This window comes from Microtetraspora sp. NBRC 13810, assembly GCF_030268685.1.
Taxonomy (GTDB): Bacteria; Actinomycetota; Actinomycetes; order Streptosporangiales; family Streptosporangiaceae; genus BSRQ01.
In genome coordinates, this window is the sequence record NZ_BSRQ01000007.1 from 70,402 (window position 1) to 88,351 (window position 17,950).

Sequence of the window (17,950 nt, forward strand, 5' to 3'; positions counted from 1 at the left end):
GGTCATCGACCGGCGGCGGCCACGTAAGGGCGCAACCATACGCTCATATACCTCACAGCGGAACCGGGAAGTCAATGCGCCGTGTCTCGGCTCTCTGGGCGGCCGGGGACATGGAGACGCCCCGCCTTCCCTGGCCGGGAGACGGGGCGTCCGGCCCTCGGACGCCGCCGGCGGCGTCCGAGGGGACGTGTCACAGGTGGAGCCGGGCGGGACCGTCAGACGAGCCCGAAGATCGTGCCCCCCGGCGCGTTCGCGTCGCCGGCGAGGAGGAACTCCCGCGCCGCCCGGACGTACTCCTGGCGGCTGACCATGCCGTCGCCGTCGGTGTCCATCGCGCTGAACTTCTCCATGGCGTCCGGCATGGCGCTGCCCGAAAGCTTCACGTACTTGGCGAACTCCTCCTTGCCGATCTCGTTGGCGCCGTCCGCGTCCATGAGATCGAAGATCGCGTGGACGAGGCCCTCGATCATGGTGAACCGGGAGGGGTCCGTGGTGGCCTGCCGGTACGCGGCGACGAACGCCTTCTTGTCCAGGCGCTGGCTGCCGTTGGCCGATCGGGTCAGCTCCTGCCAGTGCGTCAGGTACGCCGCCTTGAGCGCCTGCGCCCTGCGGTCGCTGCCGGTGAGCTTGTAGCCCGCCGTGTACCGGTCGATGATGCGCTGGTAGTCGGCGTATTCGACGTAGTTGTCGTGGTTCGTGTCCACGGCGTCGAAGAGCTTGCCGAAGATGAGATCGGCCGGGTTGGTCGTAGCCATGTGGTGGTCCTTCCGGAAGCATCTAACGTGACAAACCGGTGCATACCCCCTTATGTCACTTAAAAGAGTCATATCGTCACAATGAGTATTCGAGATCCTTTTGTGCTGCCGGATGGTCGAGCGGCGGCGACCGGGGTGGGGAGCGGCGCCCTTCGGGTGGAGAATGGCGCCATGCCACGGCCCGAGGTTCACGAGGTGTCCCCGCGGCTGCTGCGGCGGACGAGCGCGTTGTCGGTGTGCATCACGGCGCTGCTGTGCATGTGGCTCTTCGGGAACCTCTACGAGGCGATCGTCTGGAACCCGCAGCTGATCGCCGACCCTCGCCCGGGGAGCCTCGTCGGCGAGTTCGCCGCCGGCAGTCCCGTCTACTACTACCTGCCCTGGACTCCGGTGAGCCTGGTCCTGGCGGTCGTGCTGCGCGCGCGGTTCGGCCGCGACGCGCCGCCGCGGGTGCGCCGCGCCTGGAACGCCGCCCTCGGATGCCTCGCCCTGGGGGTGTTCACGAAGGTGGCGCTGATCACGCGGGTGAATCCCACGTTCCGTGACGCCGCGGTGCCCGCGGAGGTGGTCCGCGGGCAGGCGGTGCTGTGGGCGTTCGGCAACGGGCTGGTCATCGCGGTCGTGACGGTCGCCGTCGTCCTGCTCACCGCGTGGCGTCGTCCCTCTGGACCGTGAGATCGCCTTTACAGTGTAGATCAGCCGGCTGCGAAGGCGGCGCCGTTCTCCGCGGCCCACTCCTGGAAGGACCTGCCCGGGGAGCCGGTGAGCCGCCGCACCGTGTCGCGCACCTTCAGCAGCTCGTCGTTGACGTCCCCGCCCATCAGGTCGAGCACCGCGCGGGCGGTCTCGTCCCCCAGGAAGGCCGCCATCTCCCGGTGCGCCTCCCGCGGGTCGACCTCGACCAGGGACACCGCCCGCCCCGCGGCCGCCGCGATGGCCTCGACCTGCCGCCGGGGGGTGATCCGTTCCGGTCCGGTCAGCGCGTACGTCCGCCCGTGGTGGCCCGGTTCGGTCAGGGCGACCTTGGCCACCGCCGCGATGTCCGCGGGATGGACGGCGGGCAGGCCGACATCCGGGTAGGGCACCCGGACCGCCCCGTGGTCGCGGATCTCCTGAGCCCACCACAGCGCGTTGGAGGCGAACTGCGTGGGCCGCAGGATCGTCCAGGCCATGCCGCTGTCCTGAAGCGACCGCTCGGCGGCCAGGTTCTCGCCGGCGGCCGCCAGGTGCGGATGGGTCTGGACCGTGATGGACGACACGAGCACCACGTGCTCCACGCCCGCCTTCCCGGCGGCCGCGAGGACGTCGGCCTCCGCGCCCATGCCGTGCAGCAGGAACAGCGAACGCACTCCGTCCAGCGCGGCCCCCAGCGAGTCCGGCCGGGCGAGGTCGCCCTCGACGGCCTCGACGCCCGCGGGGAACGAGGCGCGCGCCGCGTCACGGGTCAGCCCCCGCAGCGGCGCGCACCCGGCCGCGTGCAGTTGTCCCAGCAGGGCGCTGCCGATGTTCCCGGTCGCGCCGGTCACGAGGATCATGGGTCGTACTTCTCCTGCCGTCAGTGGTGATCGTGCGCCCACCACGGTAGGACCTCAACAAGACTTCAGGTCAACGGCCGCTCCTGGGGACGGTGGCGCCGGGCGGCGTGCGTGTGCGCCTGGCCGAGCAGGGCGTGCACCTGGGGGCCGGTGACCTCGCCCGGGTTCAGGACGCAGATCCACGACTGGGTGGCGTACAACGGGTGCGGGAGGATCCGGTCCAGGACCGTGTAGTCGATGCCGGGCCGGTGGTCCTCGTGCGCCGCGGGCGGGAAGCCGACCAGTTCCTGGAACCTGGCACGCCCGACGGCGATGTTCAGCCGGAAGACGCCGGGCCGGTTCAGGTCGGAGGCGGAGTCGAATCCCTCGTAGTCCTTGGTGACGATCGTGGCGTACGGCAACTGGCCCTGGGGCACGCCGTCGCCGCCGGGGTTGTAGAAGAAGAACGAGTCTCCCCACGCCATCTCCGGGGAGCCGTCGCCCTCGGCCGCCGTGGTGGCGACCGTCCCCGGCAGGCCGGACACGTACTCGATGATCTCGTCCTCGGTCATGACAGGATGAACCCCTTTCGATATCGGGCACTGGCTCTGCCTTCAATTTTCTCATTCAACTTCCTTTTGGCACTTTCGCCGGAAAGCGGCGTACAAGTCCCTGGACACGGGCGCCCAACCCTCAAATCGGGGATGAACGACCGCCCGCCACGTCCCCCGCCCGGGGGCAGCTCACTCCGGCGGCCACGATCCGCCGGCCCGGGAGCGATCTTCCGTCGTGGAACACTGGGATCCTGTCCACGCCGCCTGTGCAGGGAGGACCCATGGAAGTGGCCGAGCAGGTGGGCCGCCGGATACGGGAGATCCGCACCGAGCGCGGCCTGTCGCTGTCCGAGCTGGCCCGGCGCTCGCGGATCGGCAAGGGCACGCTGTCGGAGCTGGAAACCGGCCGGCGCAACCCCACCCTGGAGACCCTCTACGCGCTCACCACCGCGCTCGGCACCCCTCTCAGCGCGGTGCTCCCGCCCGCGGTGGCACGGGCCGGGATCTCGGGCGACGCCGTGCACGCCGTCCTCGTCGAACGGTACGAGGACGCCGCCGCCGTCACCGAGGTCTTCCGGATCCTCATCCGCGCCGGGACGCTCCAGGAGTCGCCCGCCCATCCGCCCGGCGCCGAGGAGCACATCATCGTCCTGGGCGGCACCGCGCGCGTCGGCGAGGTCACGTCCCCGCTCGTGGTCGGCCCGGGCGGGCACGGCCGCTGGGCGGCCGACGTCCCGCACCTGTACGACGCCCCGGACGGCGACGTCGAAGCCGTCGTGACCGTGCGCTACCCGACCCCGCCCCCACCCTGACCGCCCGCCGCCCCATCGCCCGCGACGTCGAGCAGCGCCCGGGCCAGGATGGGTTCGGTCGTGCGGTGCGTGGCGACATGGGCGTAAAACACCGCGACCGTGTCGATCTCGACGGCCGGGACGGGGGTGGCGCCGTTCGCGAGGACGCCGGCCGCCGGTTGATCTCCCGGCTGGACAGATTGAGGAAGGAGATCGGCTGACGGCGGTAGGGCCGTCGGCCGCGATCGGTGCCGGGCACCGGGGCGCCAGGGCTGGGCTGTCGCTGCTGAGCTGTCCGAACATCTCGCTCCCCTTCCGGGGTGAAACCGGCGAACCGCCGCGGCCTGCCGGACCCGACGTTGACGGGCCCGGCGTTGACGGGCCCGGTTCAGCCGACGTAGCGGCCGACGCAGTCGGTGAACGCGGAGGTGGGCTCGGAGGCGGACACGGCGCAGTCGTAGGTGAAGTGTTCCCTGCCCCCGGTCCCGGTGGCGAAGTCGTACTCCGCGATCACCCTGCCCCGTTCCCCCGGTGTGAGGGTGAGCAGCGTGTACCGGCCGCCGGCGTCGATCACCTCGGGGACCAGGAACCTGTCCATGATCTCCTCGCGGCCGTCGTAGATCCGGCCGACGCTGTCGAAGCGGGCGTCCGGCGCGAAGGTCGCGCCCACCTCGGCGGCGGCGCCGCGGTTGATCGCGTCGACAAAGCGGCCGACCAGGTCCCGGTGGGCCGCGGGAACCGCCGCCGCGGCCGGACTCGCGCCGTCCGACGGCGCCCCGGCCCCGGACGGCGGCGCGACACCCGACGACGGCGCCGCGTCCGATGGTGGCGCATCCGATGGTGGCGCGGAACCCGACGACGGCGCGGCCTCCGAGGGCGGCGCGGCGGCGGGCGGTGCTTCCGCCGCGCAGGCGGAGAGCAGCGGCGTGGCGAGCAGGAGCGTGGAGAGCAGAGCGGCGGGCAGGGCCGCGGTGGCGGGGGATCGCATGGCGTCCAGTCCTCCTTCAGCCGGTGAGGTAGCCACCGGACGCGTCGATGTCGGTGCCGACCACGGCGCTCGCGTCGTCGGAGGCGAGCCACATGACCACGCGCGCCATCTCCTCCGGCCGCACGATCCGCTTGATCGGGTAGTCCTGGGCGATCTCCTCGTAGGTCGTGCCGAAGGCCCTGGCCGCCCGCTGGAGCATCGGGGTGTCGACGGCGCCGGGGGCGAGCGCGTTGACCCGGATGTTCTTGTCCGCGTACTCCAGGGCGGCGACCTTGGTCAGCGAGGCGACCCCGTGCTTGCTGGCGTTGTAGGGCGCGATCGTCGCGAAGCCGACCTCCGCGGAGATGGACGCGGTGTTGACGATGACCCCGCCGCCCTGCCGGAGCATGTGCGGGATCTCGTACTTCATCGCGGCGAAGACGCCGGCGGTGTTGATCCGCCAGACCCTCTCAAGGTCCTCCAGCGTCTGCTCGTGCAGCGGCGCGGCCCGCGGGCTCTCCACGCCGGCGTTGTTGAAGGCGACGTCGAGCCGCCCGTACCGCCGGACGCACTCGGCGACGAAGGCACGCACCTCCGGCTCCCTCGACACGTCGGCCCGCATGTACGCGGCCTCGCCGCCGAACGCCCGGATCGCCTGCTCGTGACGCCGGCCGAGCTCCTCCCGCCGCCCGCAGAAGAACACCCGGGCGCCCTCCCTGGCCATCTCGTACGCGGTGGCCTGGCCGATGCCGGACGTGGCCCCGGTGATCAGGACGACCTTCCCGGCGAACCGGCCGCGGGGATCGGCCCGGTCTGGGCTCCGGTCAGGACTCCGGTCGGGACTCCGGTCAGGGCTCGTGGCGGCGGCCGGCGCGGCGCCGAGCGCCCCGGCGGCCAGCGTCACCGCGCCGGCGGTCCCGCCCGCGAGAATCCTGCGCCTGGACGGCTCCTGGGTCATTCCTGCTCCTTGTGGAATCCGGTTGCCCGCACAGCCGCCATTGTGCGGACACCCGGATCACCGGGTCCAAGACCTCTCGCCATAACCAGGGGTTATGAGGCTCGGTCCTCGCCGGTGAGCGCGGCCCGGACACGCGTGGTCAGGCCGTCCCGGTCGACGCCCGCCAGGGCGAGCGCGCGCGGCACGGTGCCGGCCTGGGCCTGGAGGATGCCGAGCAGCAGGTGCGCCGGGCGCAGGTCCTTCTTCCTGGCGGCGGTCGCGAAGCCGCGTTCGAGCGCGAGCCTGGCCGAGGCTCCGAGCTGGCCCGGCCGGTCGGGCCCCCTGCTCGGCCGGGGCAGGCCGAAGGCGGCCGAGGACACCCCGGCCGCGGCCAGGCTGTGCTCGAACTCGCGGTCCAGCGCCGCACGGATCGACCGGCGGTCCAGCCCGGCCGAGGTGAGCACCTGGCGGGCGCCGCCCTCCGGGTGCGCGGCGATGGCCAGCAGGAGATGGTGCGCCTCGATCGCCGCCGACCCGTCCGCCAGGGCCTCGTCCGCACCCCGCTCGATGATCGCCTGGATCATTCTGTCGACCGCGCTCACGTCAGCGTCTCCTCAGCTCGACCCCGGCGGCGATGAGCCGCTTGGCGTGCTTCTTGTGCACCGCTTGGCGGGTGACCCCGAGCGCCTCGGCGACCTGCGGCCAGCTCCACCCCGTCCGCATCGCCTGCTCGACGGCGGCGTCCTCGATCTGGTCGGCCAGGCGTCTCAGCGCCGCCACGGCCGCCAGCGCGTCGGCGGGATCCGGCGGGACGGGGTTCTCCACGGACATACTAGCAACCTTAGTTGACTATGAATGATCGATCAACGCGGGCCGCCCGTCAGCGCGCCCGGCCGAGGTCGGCGAGCAGGGCGGTGAGGGTCACGCCGAGCGCGGCGTCCAGGGTCACCACGGCGTGGTCGTCGCCCCTGGTCGGGCCCCGGTTGACGATCACCACGGGGACGGCGGACTTCGTGGCGTGCCGTACGAAGCGGAAGCCGGACATGACGGTCAGCGAGGAGCCGAGGACGAGGAGGGTGCGGGCGCGCTCGGTCAGGTCGAAGCAGTCCTGGACGCGGGGGCGCGGCACGTTCTCCCCGAAGAAGATCACGTCGGGCTTGAGCAGGCCGCCGCAGTCGAGGCAGTCCACGATCCGGAAGGACTCGACCTGGTCGTCCGGCAGGACCGCGTCGCCGTCCGGGTTGATCCGGGTGACCTGGGCGTGCCAGCCGGGGTTGGCCGCGCGCAGGCGCCGGTCGAGCTCCTCGCGCGAGGTGCGGCGCGCGCAGCCGAGGCACATGACCCGGTCGAGGCTGCCGTGCAGCTCGATCACCTCGCGGGCACCGGCGGCCTGGTGCAGGCCGTCGACGTTCTGGGTGATGATGCCGTCGATCAGGCCGCGGTCCTGGAGCTCGGCGACCGCGCGGTGGCCGGCGTTCGGCGCCGCGCGGGCGACGTGCCGCCAGCCCAGGTGGCTGCGCGCCCAGTAACGCCTGCGGGCCGCGGCGCCGCCGACGAACGCCTGGTAGGTCATCGGCTCGGCCCGCCGCGCACGCCCGGTCTCGCCACGGTAGTCGGGAATGCCGGACTCCGTCGACAGGCCGGCCCCGCTGAGCACCACCACGCCGCCGTCCGCGACCAGCTCGCTGAGCCGCCTGAACGCCCGGCCGGGCGACGCTCCCGAAGTCTCGTCTTCCTCCACCACCTGAGTCACATCACCCATGGTGCCCGACGCCCGCCGATGCCTCGGCCGGCACCCCTCACAGGCGAACCCCGGTGAGACCGGACGAGACCGGGTGCGACCGTCAGGGCAGTGAGGCGGGCAGTCCGAAGGTCGTGAAGTGGTCGCCGCCGATGAACGAGGTCAGCCCGGCGATGTGCTCCCCGCGCAGGGTCAGCACGTTGATCGACCAGCCGAGGTGCGCGCCGGCGTCGTCGTTCCACAGGTAGCAGGCGACGGCGGGCTGGCCGTTCGCGCCGGTGGGCAGGTGCCGCCACGAGCCGCACGTGGTGAGCGGCACCCGCACGGCGAAGTCGGTCACCGCCTCGATGCCGCGGTACCAGTGCGGCATCGGCGGCATCGACCAGGTGACGTCCTCGGTGAGCAGGGCGACCAGGGCGTCGGCGTCACCGCGTTCCAGCGCGGCGGAGTAATACGCGACGATCTCCCGCAGCCGCGCGTCGTCGATGTCGCGCAACGTCCGCTGCTGGGTGGGCGAGGGAATCTTCTCGGCGACGATCCTGCGGGCGCGGGCCAGCGCGGAGTTCACCGACGTGGTCGAGGTGTTCATCGTCTCGGCGATCTCGGCCGCGGAGAAGCCGAGGACCTCGAAGAGCAGCAACGCCGCCCGCTGGTTGCCCGGCAGGTGCTGCAGGGCGGCGACGAAGGCGAGCTCGACGGCCTCGCGCTGTTCGTAGCGGGCGTCCGGCGTGGCCGGGCCGGACCCGAGGCCCGCGTCGGGATAGGGGCCGAGCCAGGCGACGTCGGTCAGCGGGGTGTCGCCGACCACGGCGCGGTCGCTGGCCGGGCCGAGGTCCATCGGGAGGGCCCGCCGGCCGCGGTTGTGCACGATGTCCAGGCAGGTGCGGGTGGCCACCGTGTACAGCCACGAACGCAGCGTGCTGCGGCCCTCGAAGCGCCCGAGTCCCCGCCATGCCCGCAGCAGGGCGTCCTGCAGGGCGTCGTCGGCGTCATGCGTGGAGCCGAGCATGCGGTAGCAGTGCGCGTGCAGCTCCCGGCGCAGCGGCTCCACGAGGCGGGTGAACGCGCCGCCGTCCCCGTCGCGCGCCCGGGCCAGATCGGCGCTCTCGGTCGCCGTGTCCACGGCCGACGCGGAAAAAACTTCGCTCACGAACGACGATTCTGCCCCACGTCGCAAGTCCTCCCTCCGACCGGACCCGACCACTTCCACCAGGAGGACCCCATGACAACCGGACCCCGCCACGCGCCCGCGTGGTTCGACATCTCCTCTCCCGACGCCGCCCGGGCCCGCCGCTTCTACCAGGAGATGTTCGGCTGGCCGGTGAACGTCCTCGACGAGTCCTACGCGCTGGTGGGCGCGCAGGACGGACCTCCGACCGGCGGCATCGGCCAGGCCGATGCGACCGCCCCCTACACCGGGATCGTCGTCTACTTCCGGGTGGAGGACGTCGACTCGGCGCTCGCCCGGGCGGAGGAACTCGGCGGCGGCCGGACGCTGGATCCGCAGACCCTGCCCGGGCTGGGGCGGATGGCGGTGTTCACCGACCCCGACGGCAACGCGGTCGGCCTGCTGGGCCCGTGACAGCCGGAAGGCGGGACACGATGATCGAGGCGGATCTCAAAGCCGATCTGCACCGCTACCTGCGAGACGCCCGCACCGCCCTGCTGTGGAAGCTGGACGGGCTGCCGGAACGCGACATCCGCCGGCCGCTGACGCCGACCGGCACCAACCTGCTCGGCCTGGTCAAGCACCTGACCGGCGTCGAGCTGCTGTACCTGGGTCACGTGTACGGCAGGCACTTCGAGGAACACGTCCCCTGGTTCCGTCCCGACCTGGCACCGGACGCCTTCGCCCCGAACACGGACATGTGGGCCACCGCCGAGGAGTCCCGCGAGCACGTCGTCGGCCTGTACCGGCGGGCGTGGGAGCACGCGGACGCCACCGTGCAGGCGCTGGGGCTGGACGCCGTGTGCCACGTGCCGTGGTGGCCCGCGGAGTACGGCCGGGCCACGCTGCACCGGATCCTGGTCCACATGATCGCCGAGACCGGCCGGCACGCCGGGCACGCCGACATCGTCCGGGAACTGATCGACGGGGCCGCCGGGATGCACGCCGGCGACGACCCCGCGGCCGTCGCCGGCCAGGCGTGGTGGGCGGACTACCGGAGCGAGCTCGAACGCGTCGCCCAGAGCTTCGGCCCACGCTGACCGCCGCCCCTGACATGTCCCTGCCTCGGGAGATGTCAGGGGCGGCGGCCGGGGCCTGCCCGGGGCCGCGCGAGGGCGCGTCGGCAGGCGGCGGGCGGCGGGCGGCGGGCGATCCTCGACGCCGTCTTCACCGCCTTGCCCGCCGGGGCTACTCGCCGGCGTGCGTGCGGGAGATCGTCGTGGCGGCCGGCGACGGTGTCCAGCCACCTCGATGACGAGGAGAACCCGTTCCGGCACCGAGCCCCTCGGCCCGCCTTGACGGAGGGCCGGGGCTAGCGCTGCTGGTGTTCGTAGTAGGCGTTGACGCGGGCGGCGTGGCCGTGCGTGTCGAGTTCGACGACGTCGAGGACCCGGTTGCCGTTCTCCCGCCGGTAGAGCAGGGCGTAGCCGCCGGGGCGGGTCAGCAGCGCCTCCTCGGTGAAGGTCAGGTCCGGCGCGAGTTCCAGCCCGAGCTCGAAGTGCCTGCGCAGCTCGGCCTTGCCGTGCAACCGGCCGTCGGCGCGACCCCACCGGCGTACCACGGTGGAGGAGACGAAATCGACGTTCTCCGCGTAACAGGCCATGATCGCGTCAAGGTCACGCGCCTGCCACGCGGCCAGCCAGGCGTCGGCATGAGCTCGGAAGTCCATGGCCGTAGTATTCCGCCCCCCGCCGGAGGCGCCGCATGCCAGGCCGCCGCACGGGCGGGGCGACCGGAGTGCTCGTGCCATGGGAGATCCTTTGGGCGACTTCAGCGTGAAGCCCATGGCCCCGGCGACCCGCCGCCGAGCGGAGGACGGCATGGCAGGGCAGCCCAGGGGTTCAACTTCTGGATCGACCCGCCCGCCGCCCGCAGGGTGCTCAGGTCCGCCCTCGTCCATCTGGTCCCCCTGGGACGCGACCAGGGACGTGCCGATCACCCGCGCGTTCGCCGACCGGCTGCGCGACGACCGGCGTACCCCCGCCGCCGGGGCGGCGTCGCCGCCTACGGTCGCGCCCTGGGGCGTACCGTGCCCCCGGCGGCTGACCGTGCTCGGGCCCGACGGCTGACCGTGCTCAGGCTTGGCGGCTAAGCGGGCCCCGGGTCGGCGGCTGAGCGGGCCCCGGGTCGGCGGCTGAGCGGGCTCGGGGTCGGCGGCTGATCGTGCCCGGGGCCGGGCTGACCGTGCTCGGGCCCGGCGGCTGAGCGGGCGGCCATCCGTGCGGGATCGGGCGGAGTAAGGTGCCTCGGGTGCCCCTTCGCTATCGTCTCGGGAGTGAGCTCACGCCGCCGGTGCTGCTCACGGTGTGGCCGGAGGGCCGCGCCCGGCTGGACCGGATGGGCGGCGGCGGGGTCGAGACCTGGTCCGCCGAGCTGGATCCCGTGGTGTGGCCGCGGCTGGTGGACGGGCTGAGGGCGGCCGGGTTCCCCGATATCGGGCCGCCGCGCGTCCCCGCCGGTTCGACGCTGCGCGAACTCGAGGTCGCCGACGCGGAGCCGTCCGGGACGATGGCGATGGCCTGGGACGACGCCGGCGCGCTCGGGCTGGGGCCGGTCTTCCGGATCCTGGACGCCCTCGTGGTGCAGGTGGGGTCCGGCGCGGAGCGTTCGGCGCCGGACGGGCTGCCGCGACTCGCACACCGGACGGAGAGGATCACACCGGACACGGCGCCCGGCCGGCCGGGCGCCGCCGCCTTCGGCGCCGGCCTGCTCCTCGCCGTCGCACACCCCGACCACACGCTGAGCCTGCACACCCCGGGACCCATCGCAGGGGTGCCGCATTCGCCGCGCGGGGGGCGCGGGGTGCCGCTGGCGGAGGCGGGCGGGGCGGTCAGGGTCGTGGCGGTGGGCCGGGTCGCGGGGGCCGACCTGGTGGCCGCAGGCGGTGACGATCACGTGATCAGGGTGTGGGACGCGGGCACGCGGCAGCGACTGCACGGGCGGCTCGGGCACGGCGGGCCGGTCTGGGGGCTGGCGGGCGACGGGGATCTCGTCTATTCAGCCGGTCACGGGGGCGTACTGGCCTGGCCGGTGGACCCCGCGACCAGACAGCCGAGGAACGACCGGGCTCCCCAAGACAACCAGGCTTCCCGAGACGATCGCGCCCCCCAAAACGACCAGAGTTCCGGAAATGACCGCGATCTCCGAAACGGCCAGGGTCCCGAGGACGACCACGACCACCGGAACGACCACGACCACCGGAACGACCACGACCACCGGAGCGACCAGGATCACTGGGACGACCACGACCACCAGGACAACCAGAGTCCCCAAAACGACCGCGATCACCGGAACGACCACGACCACCGGAGCGATCAGGGTCATCGGGACGGTCCGGCTCCCCCATACGCCCGGGCTCGCCGGGTCGGCCGCCTGCCGTTCCCGACGGCGGCCAACGCGGTGGCGCACTTCTCGCAGGGCGGGCGGGCCCTGGTCGTCACCGGCGGAGACGACGGCGTGGTGCGGGTGCACGACGCGGCCGGGGGTTACCTGGTGCACGCCTTCGACGGCGACTCGGGCTGGGTGAACGCCGTCGCCGCCGGGCACGGGATGATCGCCGCCGCGGGGCGCGACCAGGTGGTCCGGATCTGGGACGCGGACTCCGGCCGTGAACTGTGGACCCTGACCGGACACGAGGCGAGTGTGACCGGGCTGGCGTTCTTCGGCCCTGCCGGGACGCCGACGCTGGCTTCGTGCTCGTTCGACGGCACCATCCGGACCTGGGAGGCGTTCACCGGGGAGCCGGTGGCGTCGTGGCCCGCGGGCGACGACTGGCCCGCCGCCCTGGCGACGGGAACCGCCGGGGGAAAGCCGCTGATCGTCGTCGCCGGCGACACGGTACGCATCTGGGACGCACACGGCTCCGAACCACACACCCACGCCGGAGCCCCGTCCACCCCACCCGCCCCCGCCCCGGCCACCACCACGCCGAACGCACCGGGACCGGGCTCCACCACAACACCCACCACCGGGCGCGCGCCGGGACCAGGCGCCACCACAACGCCCACCGCCCACCCAACCACCGCCGGACCGGGCGGCGGCGAGTCGCGGGCTGTCGGGACGGTGGCTGTAGGGGTGGGTGTGGGTGGGGGCGACGGGATGGTGGCGGTGGGGTTTCGGGATGGGGGGGTTCGGGTGTTTCGGGTGGCGGATGGAGGGGTGGAGGGGGAGGCGGTGTGGCCGGATGGGGCGGTCACCTCGCTGGCCTTCGTGGCGGACGGCACGGGGGCCCGGCGTCTGGTGTGCGGCACGGATGGCGGTGCCGTACGGGTTCACCGGCTGCCCGACCTGGGCGTGCTCGCCGTACTCACCCCGCACACCGGGCAGGTGCTCGCGCTGGCCTTCGACGGGGACGTGCTCGTGTCCGGGAGCGCCGACCGGTCGGTGCGCACGTGGGACGCGCGGTCCGGCGCGCCGCGGCGGCGGCTGCTCGGGCACGACGGCGGCGTGACCGCGGTCGCGACCGGCGGCGGCCGGATCGTCTCCGGCGGGTATGACCGGATGGTCCGCACCTGGGACGCCGCGACCTGCCGCCCCCTGCTGACCCTGCGCGGGCACGCGCGACCGGTGTACGCGCTGGCCTGCGGGACGCTCGGCGACCGGCAGGTGATCGCCTCCGGGAGCCACGACGGCCTGGTCCTGGTCTGGGACGCGGAGACCGGCGCGCGGGTCGCGGTGCTGCGCGGCAACCCGGGCGCGGTCCGTTCGCTTCGCTTCGACGGCGACGTGCTGGCCGTCGGCTGCGAGGACGGCGCGGTACGCCGGTGGCTGCTGCCCGGCGGCGTCCTGGTCGGCGAGGCGAAGCTGCCCGGCGTCCCGCTGGCGCTGACCGGCGGATCCGGCGGCCTCTACGCGGGCGGCTTCGACGGCGTCACCCGGGTGGATCCCCTCATGTGAAGGTCAGGGAGGTGTGGAGGTCTCCTGGCCGTGGTTGGCGGAGGAGGACCCGGCTGACTCGCGGGCCGTGGCCTCCTTTTCGATCGCGGAGACGACGTCCCAGAAGACCAGCGGGTCGTTATTGGCGATGTGGTCCTTAATGACATCGGCGAGACGCGCGTCCGCGGCGGCGTAGTCCACCATGCCGCGTCCTTCGGCCATGCGGCTCGACTGTTCGGCGGCGTCGGAGAAGAGGTGCGCGGCCTGGAGCAGCGCCTTCGCTCCCTGCGGCTGGTTCGTGAGGTCCGCCGCCAGCCGGTCGAGCGGCATGAATCCGGTGTCGCCCGGTTGCCTGCGGCCGGTCTCGGTGACCCATTCCGCCATTCTGGCCAGCCCTTCGACGACACGCGGCTCCACCGCCTGGACTCCCAGCTCATCCTGGAGCCGGGAGATGACGAAGCCGGGAGCCGGCAGGTCGCCGCCCGGCGCGGCGCCCAGCATCTCCGCGAGGTCGTGCAGCCGGGCGAGGTCGTTGCCCAGCAGCATGTTCCGCTGGGGCCCGTAGAAGTGCTCGGCCGTGTCGGTGAGCGCGCGGCCGTAGTGCATGTAGTCGCTGTTCAGCATGGACTCGCGGACCCGGTCCCCGAAGATCGCTTCAGCCCGGTCGATGATCTGGACGACGTCCAGGCTCCCGGCGTCGAAGTCCCGCATCAGCGACCTGAGAGGGCCGGGCGCGATCAACCGTCCGGTCACCAGATCCAGCCTCCCCCGGTGGGCGGCGCCGCCGGGTGCCGTCGGAGGCGCGGACCCCGGGGTGAACTCCGGCAGTTCCGGCAGGAACCGGCTGATGTTATCCAGGTTGCCGTCGGTGAACCCGACGATGTCGTACACGACGTTCCCAAGGTGATCCATGACCATGTCGCCACTGGACCACCGCTGCTCTAAGGGGCCGGACATGATGGACCGCTCGCTGCGGACTCCGGACGCGGTCATCGTCTGGTGGTCCGCCAGGTTGTAGACGCGGTACTCGTCCGGCAGGCCCAGCAGGTGGCCGATCTCGTGGGCGGCGACGATGGAAGGGTCCACGTGGACGACGGCGGCGGGATCGAACTTCAGGTACCAGTGGCCGGAGTCCGCCTGCCCCAAGCCGTCCGACATCAGCACGTACGCGCTTCGCGGCGCATGGGGTGGGGCTTCCTCGAAGCTGAGGCGCACGTGGAACTGGGACCCGTCGGCGAGCCGGTGCTGGAAGTTGTAGTGCAGGTCGACCCCGTCCATGGCGTCGGACATCATCTTGGTCAGATGCTGGGGCCACACCCCCTCGTCGGCCCGGTACCGCACGGTCACCGCGAACTCGGTCACCTTGTGCCGCACGCCGTCGGCGCCCTCGACGAGCATCTGCCGCCTCTCCACGTACACGCGGCCGGTGCGGTCGGGATCGCCGTTCGCCCGCGTGGGGCTCTCGCTTCGCTGTGCCTCCCACTGGGCGGGTCGCAACGCCGTGTCGGGATGGATCGTGTTCGCCAGGTCGCCGCGCAGCAGGGCGAGTTCCGCCGGGGTGTGCACGGGCAGCAGCGGCTCGCGGGTGGCCGGGTCGAGGTCGACGCTGCGCGGCGCGGGTATGTCGGCGGCGTCCGGGCGGGCGCCCTGGGGCGGCGGGTCGACGGTGCTGTCGACGGCGGTGCGGCGGTCGGCGACGGGCGGCACGATGGCGTCGCCGGGCAGGTCGAAGATCGAGACCTTCCCCTTGGCGTGCTTCTCGATGTGGTCGAGCATGGTCATGGCGTTGTCGAACCAGTCGCCCCGCCCGGCGACGCGCATCTCGCGTTCGAACGCGGAGATCCTGGAGCGGACCAGGTCCACGTCGCCCCTGGTGAGCGGGTTGTCGACGAACCTGTCGCCGTCGAAGAAGCTGCGCACGAACGGGTTGTTCTGGTCTGGCAGGAGTGCGCGGAACGCCATGTCGCTGTCGAAGGTCCTGACCACGCCTTCGTCGCCGATCCTGATGTGGGACGGTTTGCCGTCGTGGTCGAGGGTGAGGGCGTAGCCGAGGCCGGCGAGCACTCCGCTCGCCGTCCGCTCGTGGCGTCCGGCATACCAGGGGTGCTGGCCGTCCCATGGAAGGCGCGGCTCCCGGCCGTCGATCAGGCGGACGTACACGCCGCGCTCGCCGTGCGGCACCACGGGCGGGACATCGGCGCCCGCGGCACGTTTGAGCTTCGCCCCGAAGTACTCCGCGTCCCGGGCCTCCGTGTTGACCAGATCCTTGTACACGGCGTCCGTGCCGTCCTTGAACCCGATCAACTGGACCTTCGGGTGGGCCTCCGGCACGGCCCTGTGGTCGGACGGGAGCGTGATCCGGTGCGTGATCCCGCTGTCCACGCTGGCGGAGAGCAGGCGCGTCTCGTGGAGGCCGGGGGGCATCTGGTAGGCCGTGCGCGGGTCCGGCACGAAGGTCCGTACGTCGTTGTGCCGGCCGGGAACGGCGTCCGGGGTGCCGTTGATGTGCGCGTCGATGCGGTTGCCCTGCCGGGACGCGTCGGCAGGCACCGGGTCCCGGCCGGTGGACGGGTCGAGGGTCTGCCGGCCGCCGGCCGGATCGGCGTCGGCGAGGCGGGGGTTCACGTGCTGGACGCCGGATGGCGTGGTCCCGGCGGTGTCGCGTGGTGTGACGCGGTCCCCGCGCGGGTCACGCGTGGTGCCGAGGTCGACGTGCCCGCGGACGCCGGACGGGTTCTCCGGGTCGGACCGGGTGAAGGGCGCGCGCCCGTCACCGGCGTGCGGATCGCGGCCGGGCGGGACGTTCGCGTCCGGGGCTACGCCGTGCACGTCCGCGGCCGGGGCGACGCGGGCGAGGCTCGCGGCGGAGTCGCCGCCGGGGACACCGGGGACATTGGCGGGGCCGCCTGGATCGCCGCCGGGGGCTTCGGGGGCGCGGCCGGGGCCGTGCGGAGGTGTCGCTCCGCCGGTGTGCGGGCCGGTCAGGTGAGGGGTGACCAGGTGCTGGCCGTCGGCGCCGAACATCGCGGCGGTGCCGCCCTTGAGGATCAGGTCCCAGTCCAGCGGGCGGCCGTCGATCGTCAGGCTGAGCGCGGTGGTGGCCGCGCCGGCGACGCCGTACTGCAGCATCTGGCCGGGGGCGGTGCCGGTCAGGAAGGCCAGCACCTTCTCGCCGAAGGCGGCCTCGGTACGGGCGACGCCGGCGCGTAGCGCGGGCGTCGCCAGCCGGCCCAGGCCGCCGGCCAGCAGCCCGGTCAGCAGCCCGTTGATCGCGCCGTCGCGTAAGCCGATCCTCACCTGCTCCCAGTCGTAGGCGTCGCGCCGCCCGCCGCCGCCCGGTGCGATCTGCGAGCGCTGGGTGAGGTACTCCAGGCCGCCGCCGACCCCGGCGAACACCGCCATCAGGATCAGCGTGTTGATCATAATGCGCTCTGCGCTCAGCCGTGCGACCTGCAGGAAGTTCCGGAGCAGCCACGGCGCGTGCAAGATCACCAGCGGGAGCGTGGTCAGCAGGAAGAGGACGGTGATGGTGATCAGGCGTTCGGCGTGCTGGATCGTCACCCCGATGCCGTTGAGGCTGATCGCGGCGTCGATCAGCCGCCTGACCAGCTCCGCCCGGCGCCCGCCGAGCGTCTGCTGGACGTGCTGGACGAATGCCTCCTGGGCCGCGCCGTTCCAGCGCTCACCGACCAGCCCGGCCGTGCCGGGATCCGCCGCGACGGTACCGGCCACGACCTGGTGCGCGGCGGTCACGCACGCGTCGGCCATCCGGAAGCAGCCCTGCGGGTCCCCCTTCGGCCAGGCCGTCCCGGTGACCCAGTCGATGTACGGCCGGAGCGCCTCCGGCACGACGCATCCGTCGAACGCCACCGGCGGCCGTCACCGCCGGGGGAGAGGATCAGTTCCGATCACTCTCCCACCTGGTTGTACCGCTCCGCCGTCTCGTAGTTGATCGCGTTCATGCCCAGGCCGGCGCCCGTGCCGTCGAGTTCGCCGAGATAGGCGTCGAACGCGTCGAAGATCCCTTGCTCGATGCCGGGCAGGCGCCTGGACAGCTCGGCGCCGTACTGGTCGTCGCCGAGTGCGGCCCGGTCGCGGTCGAGGGCCGCGCGAAGCGCGTCCCGCACCGCCGCCGCCCCGTCCCTGGCCTCCCGCATGACGGAACTCTCCCTGCGCAGGTCCGCCCACCCGGCGGTGTAACCCTGCTCGCCCGTCTCGCTCACAGCGCCCTCGGCCGGGGTAGGAAGGCGTCGATGTCCATGTCGTCGCCGAGGATCTTCTCGTACGGCACGCCGTCGGGCAGCAGGGGCGCCATCAGGTCGCGCGTCCGGTCCGCCACGCACGCGGCGGCCCGGTCGATCTGCTCCATGATCGTTTGAGCCAGCTCGGACGGCGCCAGCCTGCGGTAGACCCGGGGGTTCAGCTCGATGCTCAGCACCTTCCCCCGCGGCCCGACCTTCACGGTGACCATCTCGTCGGCCGACCGCGCGGTGGCCTCCAGTTCCCCGAGCCGGCCGTACGCCTCCCTGACCCGGCGCGCCTGCTCCTCGTACTCCTGGGAGAGCTCGTCGAACGTCGCACGGAACTCGTCCACCCGGTATCACTCCTCAGTGCTGTGCGAGCACAATCCTAAGGCACTCAGGTGACG

Annotated in this window: 19 protein-coding genes; 6 read left to right on the top strand and 13 right to left on the bottom strand. The window is 72.8% G+C overall.

What is annotated here, in order from left to right; translation table 11 throughout:
* Nucleotides 1–215: 215 nt before the first annotated feature.
* Nucleotides 216–755, bottom strand: a complete 540-nt coding sequence (locus tag QSK26_RS15900) for an EF-hand domain-containing protein (RefSeq protein WP_285775907.1) — start codon at nt 753–755, stop codon at nt 216–218.
* Nucleotides 756–926: 171 nt separating this feature from the next.
* Here QSK26_RS15900 and QSK26_RS15905 point away from each other — a divergent pair, with 171 nt between their 5' ends.
* Nucleotides 927–1,430 (top strand): hypothetical protein, encoded by a 504-nt coding sequence (locus tag QSK26_RS15905; protein WP_285775908.1) that lies wholly within the window; start codon nt 927–929, stop codon nt 1,428–1,430.
* Nucleotides 1,431–1,450: 20 nt separating this feature from the next.
* Here the strand turns inward: QSK26_RS15905 and QSK26_RS15910 are convergent, their stop codons facing one another.
* Together QSK26_RS15910 and QSK26_RS15915 are read right to left on the bottom strand one after the other, a co-directional pair.
* Nucleotides 1,451–2,290 carry an SDR family oxidoreductase gene (locus QSK26_RS15910; protein WP_285775909.1) on the bottom strand — a complete coding sequence of 280 codons (840 nt, stop codon included), beginning with the start codon at nt 2,288–2,290 and terminating at the stop codon, nt 1,451–1,453.
* A 65-nt stretch (nt 2,291–2,355) separates the two neighbouring features.
* On the bottom strand, nt 2,356–2,841 hold the full coding sequence (locus QSK26_RS15915) for a DUF6194 family protein (RefSeq protein WP_285775910.1): 486 nt from the start codon (nt 2,839–2,841) through the stop codon (nt 2,356–2,358).
* Between the two features lie 263 nt (nt 2,842–3,104).
* Between QSK26_RS15915 and QSK26_RS15920 the strand changes: the two genes are divergently transcribed.
* Complete coding sequence (locus QSK26_RS15920) at nt 3,105–3,635, top strand: helix-turn-helix domain-containing protein (RefSeq protein ID WP_285775911.1); 531 nt, start codon at nt 3,105–3,107, stop codon at nt 3,633–3,635.
* Nucleotides 3,636–4,002: 367 nt separating this feature from the next.
* On the opposite strand, the gene QSK26_RS15925 is transcribed toward QSK26_RS15920, so the two are convergent.
* From QSK26_RS15925 to QSK26_RS15950, 6 genes are all read right to left on the bottom strand, one after another.
* Nucleotides 4,003–4,602, bottom strand: a complete 600-nt coding sequence (locus tag QSK26_RS15925) for a nuclear transport factor 2 family protein (protein WP_285775912.1) — start codon at nt 4,600–4,602, stop codon at nt 4,003–4,005.
* A 16-nt stretch (nt 4,603–4,618) separates the two neighbouring features.
* Entirely contained in the window at nt 4,619–5,539 is a 921-nt protein-coding gene (locus QSK26_RS15930) for an SDR family NAD(P)-dependent oxidoreductase (protein WP_285775913.1), read from the bottom strand.
* A gap of 92 nt (nt 5,540–5,631) precedes the next feature.
* Entirely contained in the window at nt 5,632–6,120 is a 489-nt protein-coding gene (locus QSK26_RS15935) for a Clp protease N-terminal domain-containing protein (protein ID WP_285775914.1), read from the bottom strand.
* Between the two features lies 1 nt (nt 6,121).
* Complete coding sequence (locus QSK26_RS15940) at nt 6,122–6,349, bottom strand: hypothetical protein (protein WP_285775915.1); 228 nt, start codon at nt 6,347–6,349, stop codon at nt 6,122–6,124.
* A gap of 49 nt (nt 6,350–6,398) precedes the next feature.
* The gene (locus tag QSK26_RS15945; protein ID WP_285776169.1) at nt 6,399–7,262 is read right to left on the bottom strand and encodes an NAD-dependent protein deacetylase; all 864 of its coding nucleotides are present in this window, start codon (nt 7,260–7,262) and stop codon (nt 6,399–6,401) included.
* A gap of 100 nt (nt 7,263–7,362) precedes the next feature.
* Nucleotides 7,363–8,409: a sigma-70 family RNA polymerase sigma factor gene (locus tag QSK26_RS15950; RefSeq protein WP_285775916.1), complete on the bottom strand. Its 1,047-nt coding sequence runs from the start codon at nt 8,407–8,409 to the stop codon at nt 7,363–7,365.
* 72 nt (nt 8,410–8,481) lie between these two features.
* Between QSK26_RS15950 and QSK26_RS15955 the strand changes: the two genes are divergently transcribed.
* Nucleotides 8,482–8,841: a VOC family protein gene (locus QSK26_RS15955; RefSeq protein ID WP_285775917.1), complete on the top strand. Its 360-nt coding sequence runs from the start codon at nt 8,482–8,484 to the stop codon at nt 8,839–8,841.
* 20 nt (nt 8,842–8,861) lie between these two features.
* The gene (locus QSK26_RS15960) at nt 8,862–9,467 is read left to right on the top strand and encodes a DinB family protein (RefSeq protein ID WP_285775918.1); all 606 of its coding nucleotides are present in this window, start codon (nt 8,862–8,864) and stop codon (nt 9,465–9,467) included.
* Between the two features lie 272 nt (nt 9,468–9,739).
* Here QSK26_RS15960 and QSK26_RS15965 read toward each other — a convergent pair whose 3' ends face one another.
* Nucleotides 9,740–10,096 carry a YybH family protein gene (locus QSK26_RS15965; protein ID WP_285775919.1) on the bottom strand — a complete coding sequence of 119 codons (357 nt, stop codon included), beginning with the start codon at nt 10,094–10,096 and terminating at the stop codon, nt 9,740–9,742.
* A 259-nt stretch (nt 10,097–10,355) separates the two neighbouring features.
* On the opposite strand from QSK26_RS15965, the gene QSK26_RS15970 reads away from it, so the two are divergent.
* On the top strand, nt 10,356–10,496 hold the full coding sequence (locus QSK26_RS15970) for a hypothetical protein (RefSeq protein ID WP_285775920.1): 141 nt from the start codon (nt 10,356–10,358) through the stop codon (nt 10,494–10,496).
* 181 nt (nt 10,497–10,677) lie between these two features.
* The gene (locus QSK26_RS15975) at nt 10,678–13,323 is read left to right on the top strand and encodes a WD40 repeat domain-containing protein (RefSeq protein WP_285775921.1); all 2,646 of its coding nucleotides are present in this window, start codon (nt 10,678–10,680) and stop codon (nt 13,321–13,323) included.
* 3 nt (nt 13,324–13,326) lie between these two features.
* Here QSK26_RS15975 and QSK26_RS15980 read toward each other — a convergent pair whose 3' ends face one another.
* The 3 genes from QSK26_RS15980 to QSK26_RS15990 are packed head-to-tail and all read right to left on the bottom strand — an operon-like array spanning nt 13,327 to nt 17,896.
* Nucleotides 13,327–17,151, bottom strand: a complete 3,825-nt coding sequence (locus tag QSK26_RS15980) for a WXG100-like domain-containing protein (protein ID WP_285775922.1) — start codon at nt 17,149–17,151, stop codon at nt 13,327–13,329.
* 59 nt (nt 17,152–17,210) lie between these two features.
* On the bottom strand, nt 17,211–17,525 hold the full coding sequence (locus tag QSK26_RS15985) for a hypothetical protein (protein ID WP_285775923.1): 315 nt from the start codon (nt 17,523–17,525) through the stop codon (nt 17,211–17,213).
* Entirely contained in the window at nt 17,522–17,896 is a 375-nt protein-coding gene (locus QSK26_RS15990) for a YbaB/EbfC family nucleoid-associated protein (RefSeq protein WP_285775924.1), read from the bottom strand. Before QSK26_RS15990 ends, QSK26_RS15985 begins: the two co-directional genes overlap by 4 nt.
* Nucleotides 17,897–17,950: the final 54 nt, after the last annotated feature.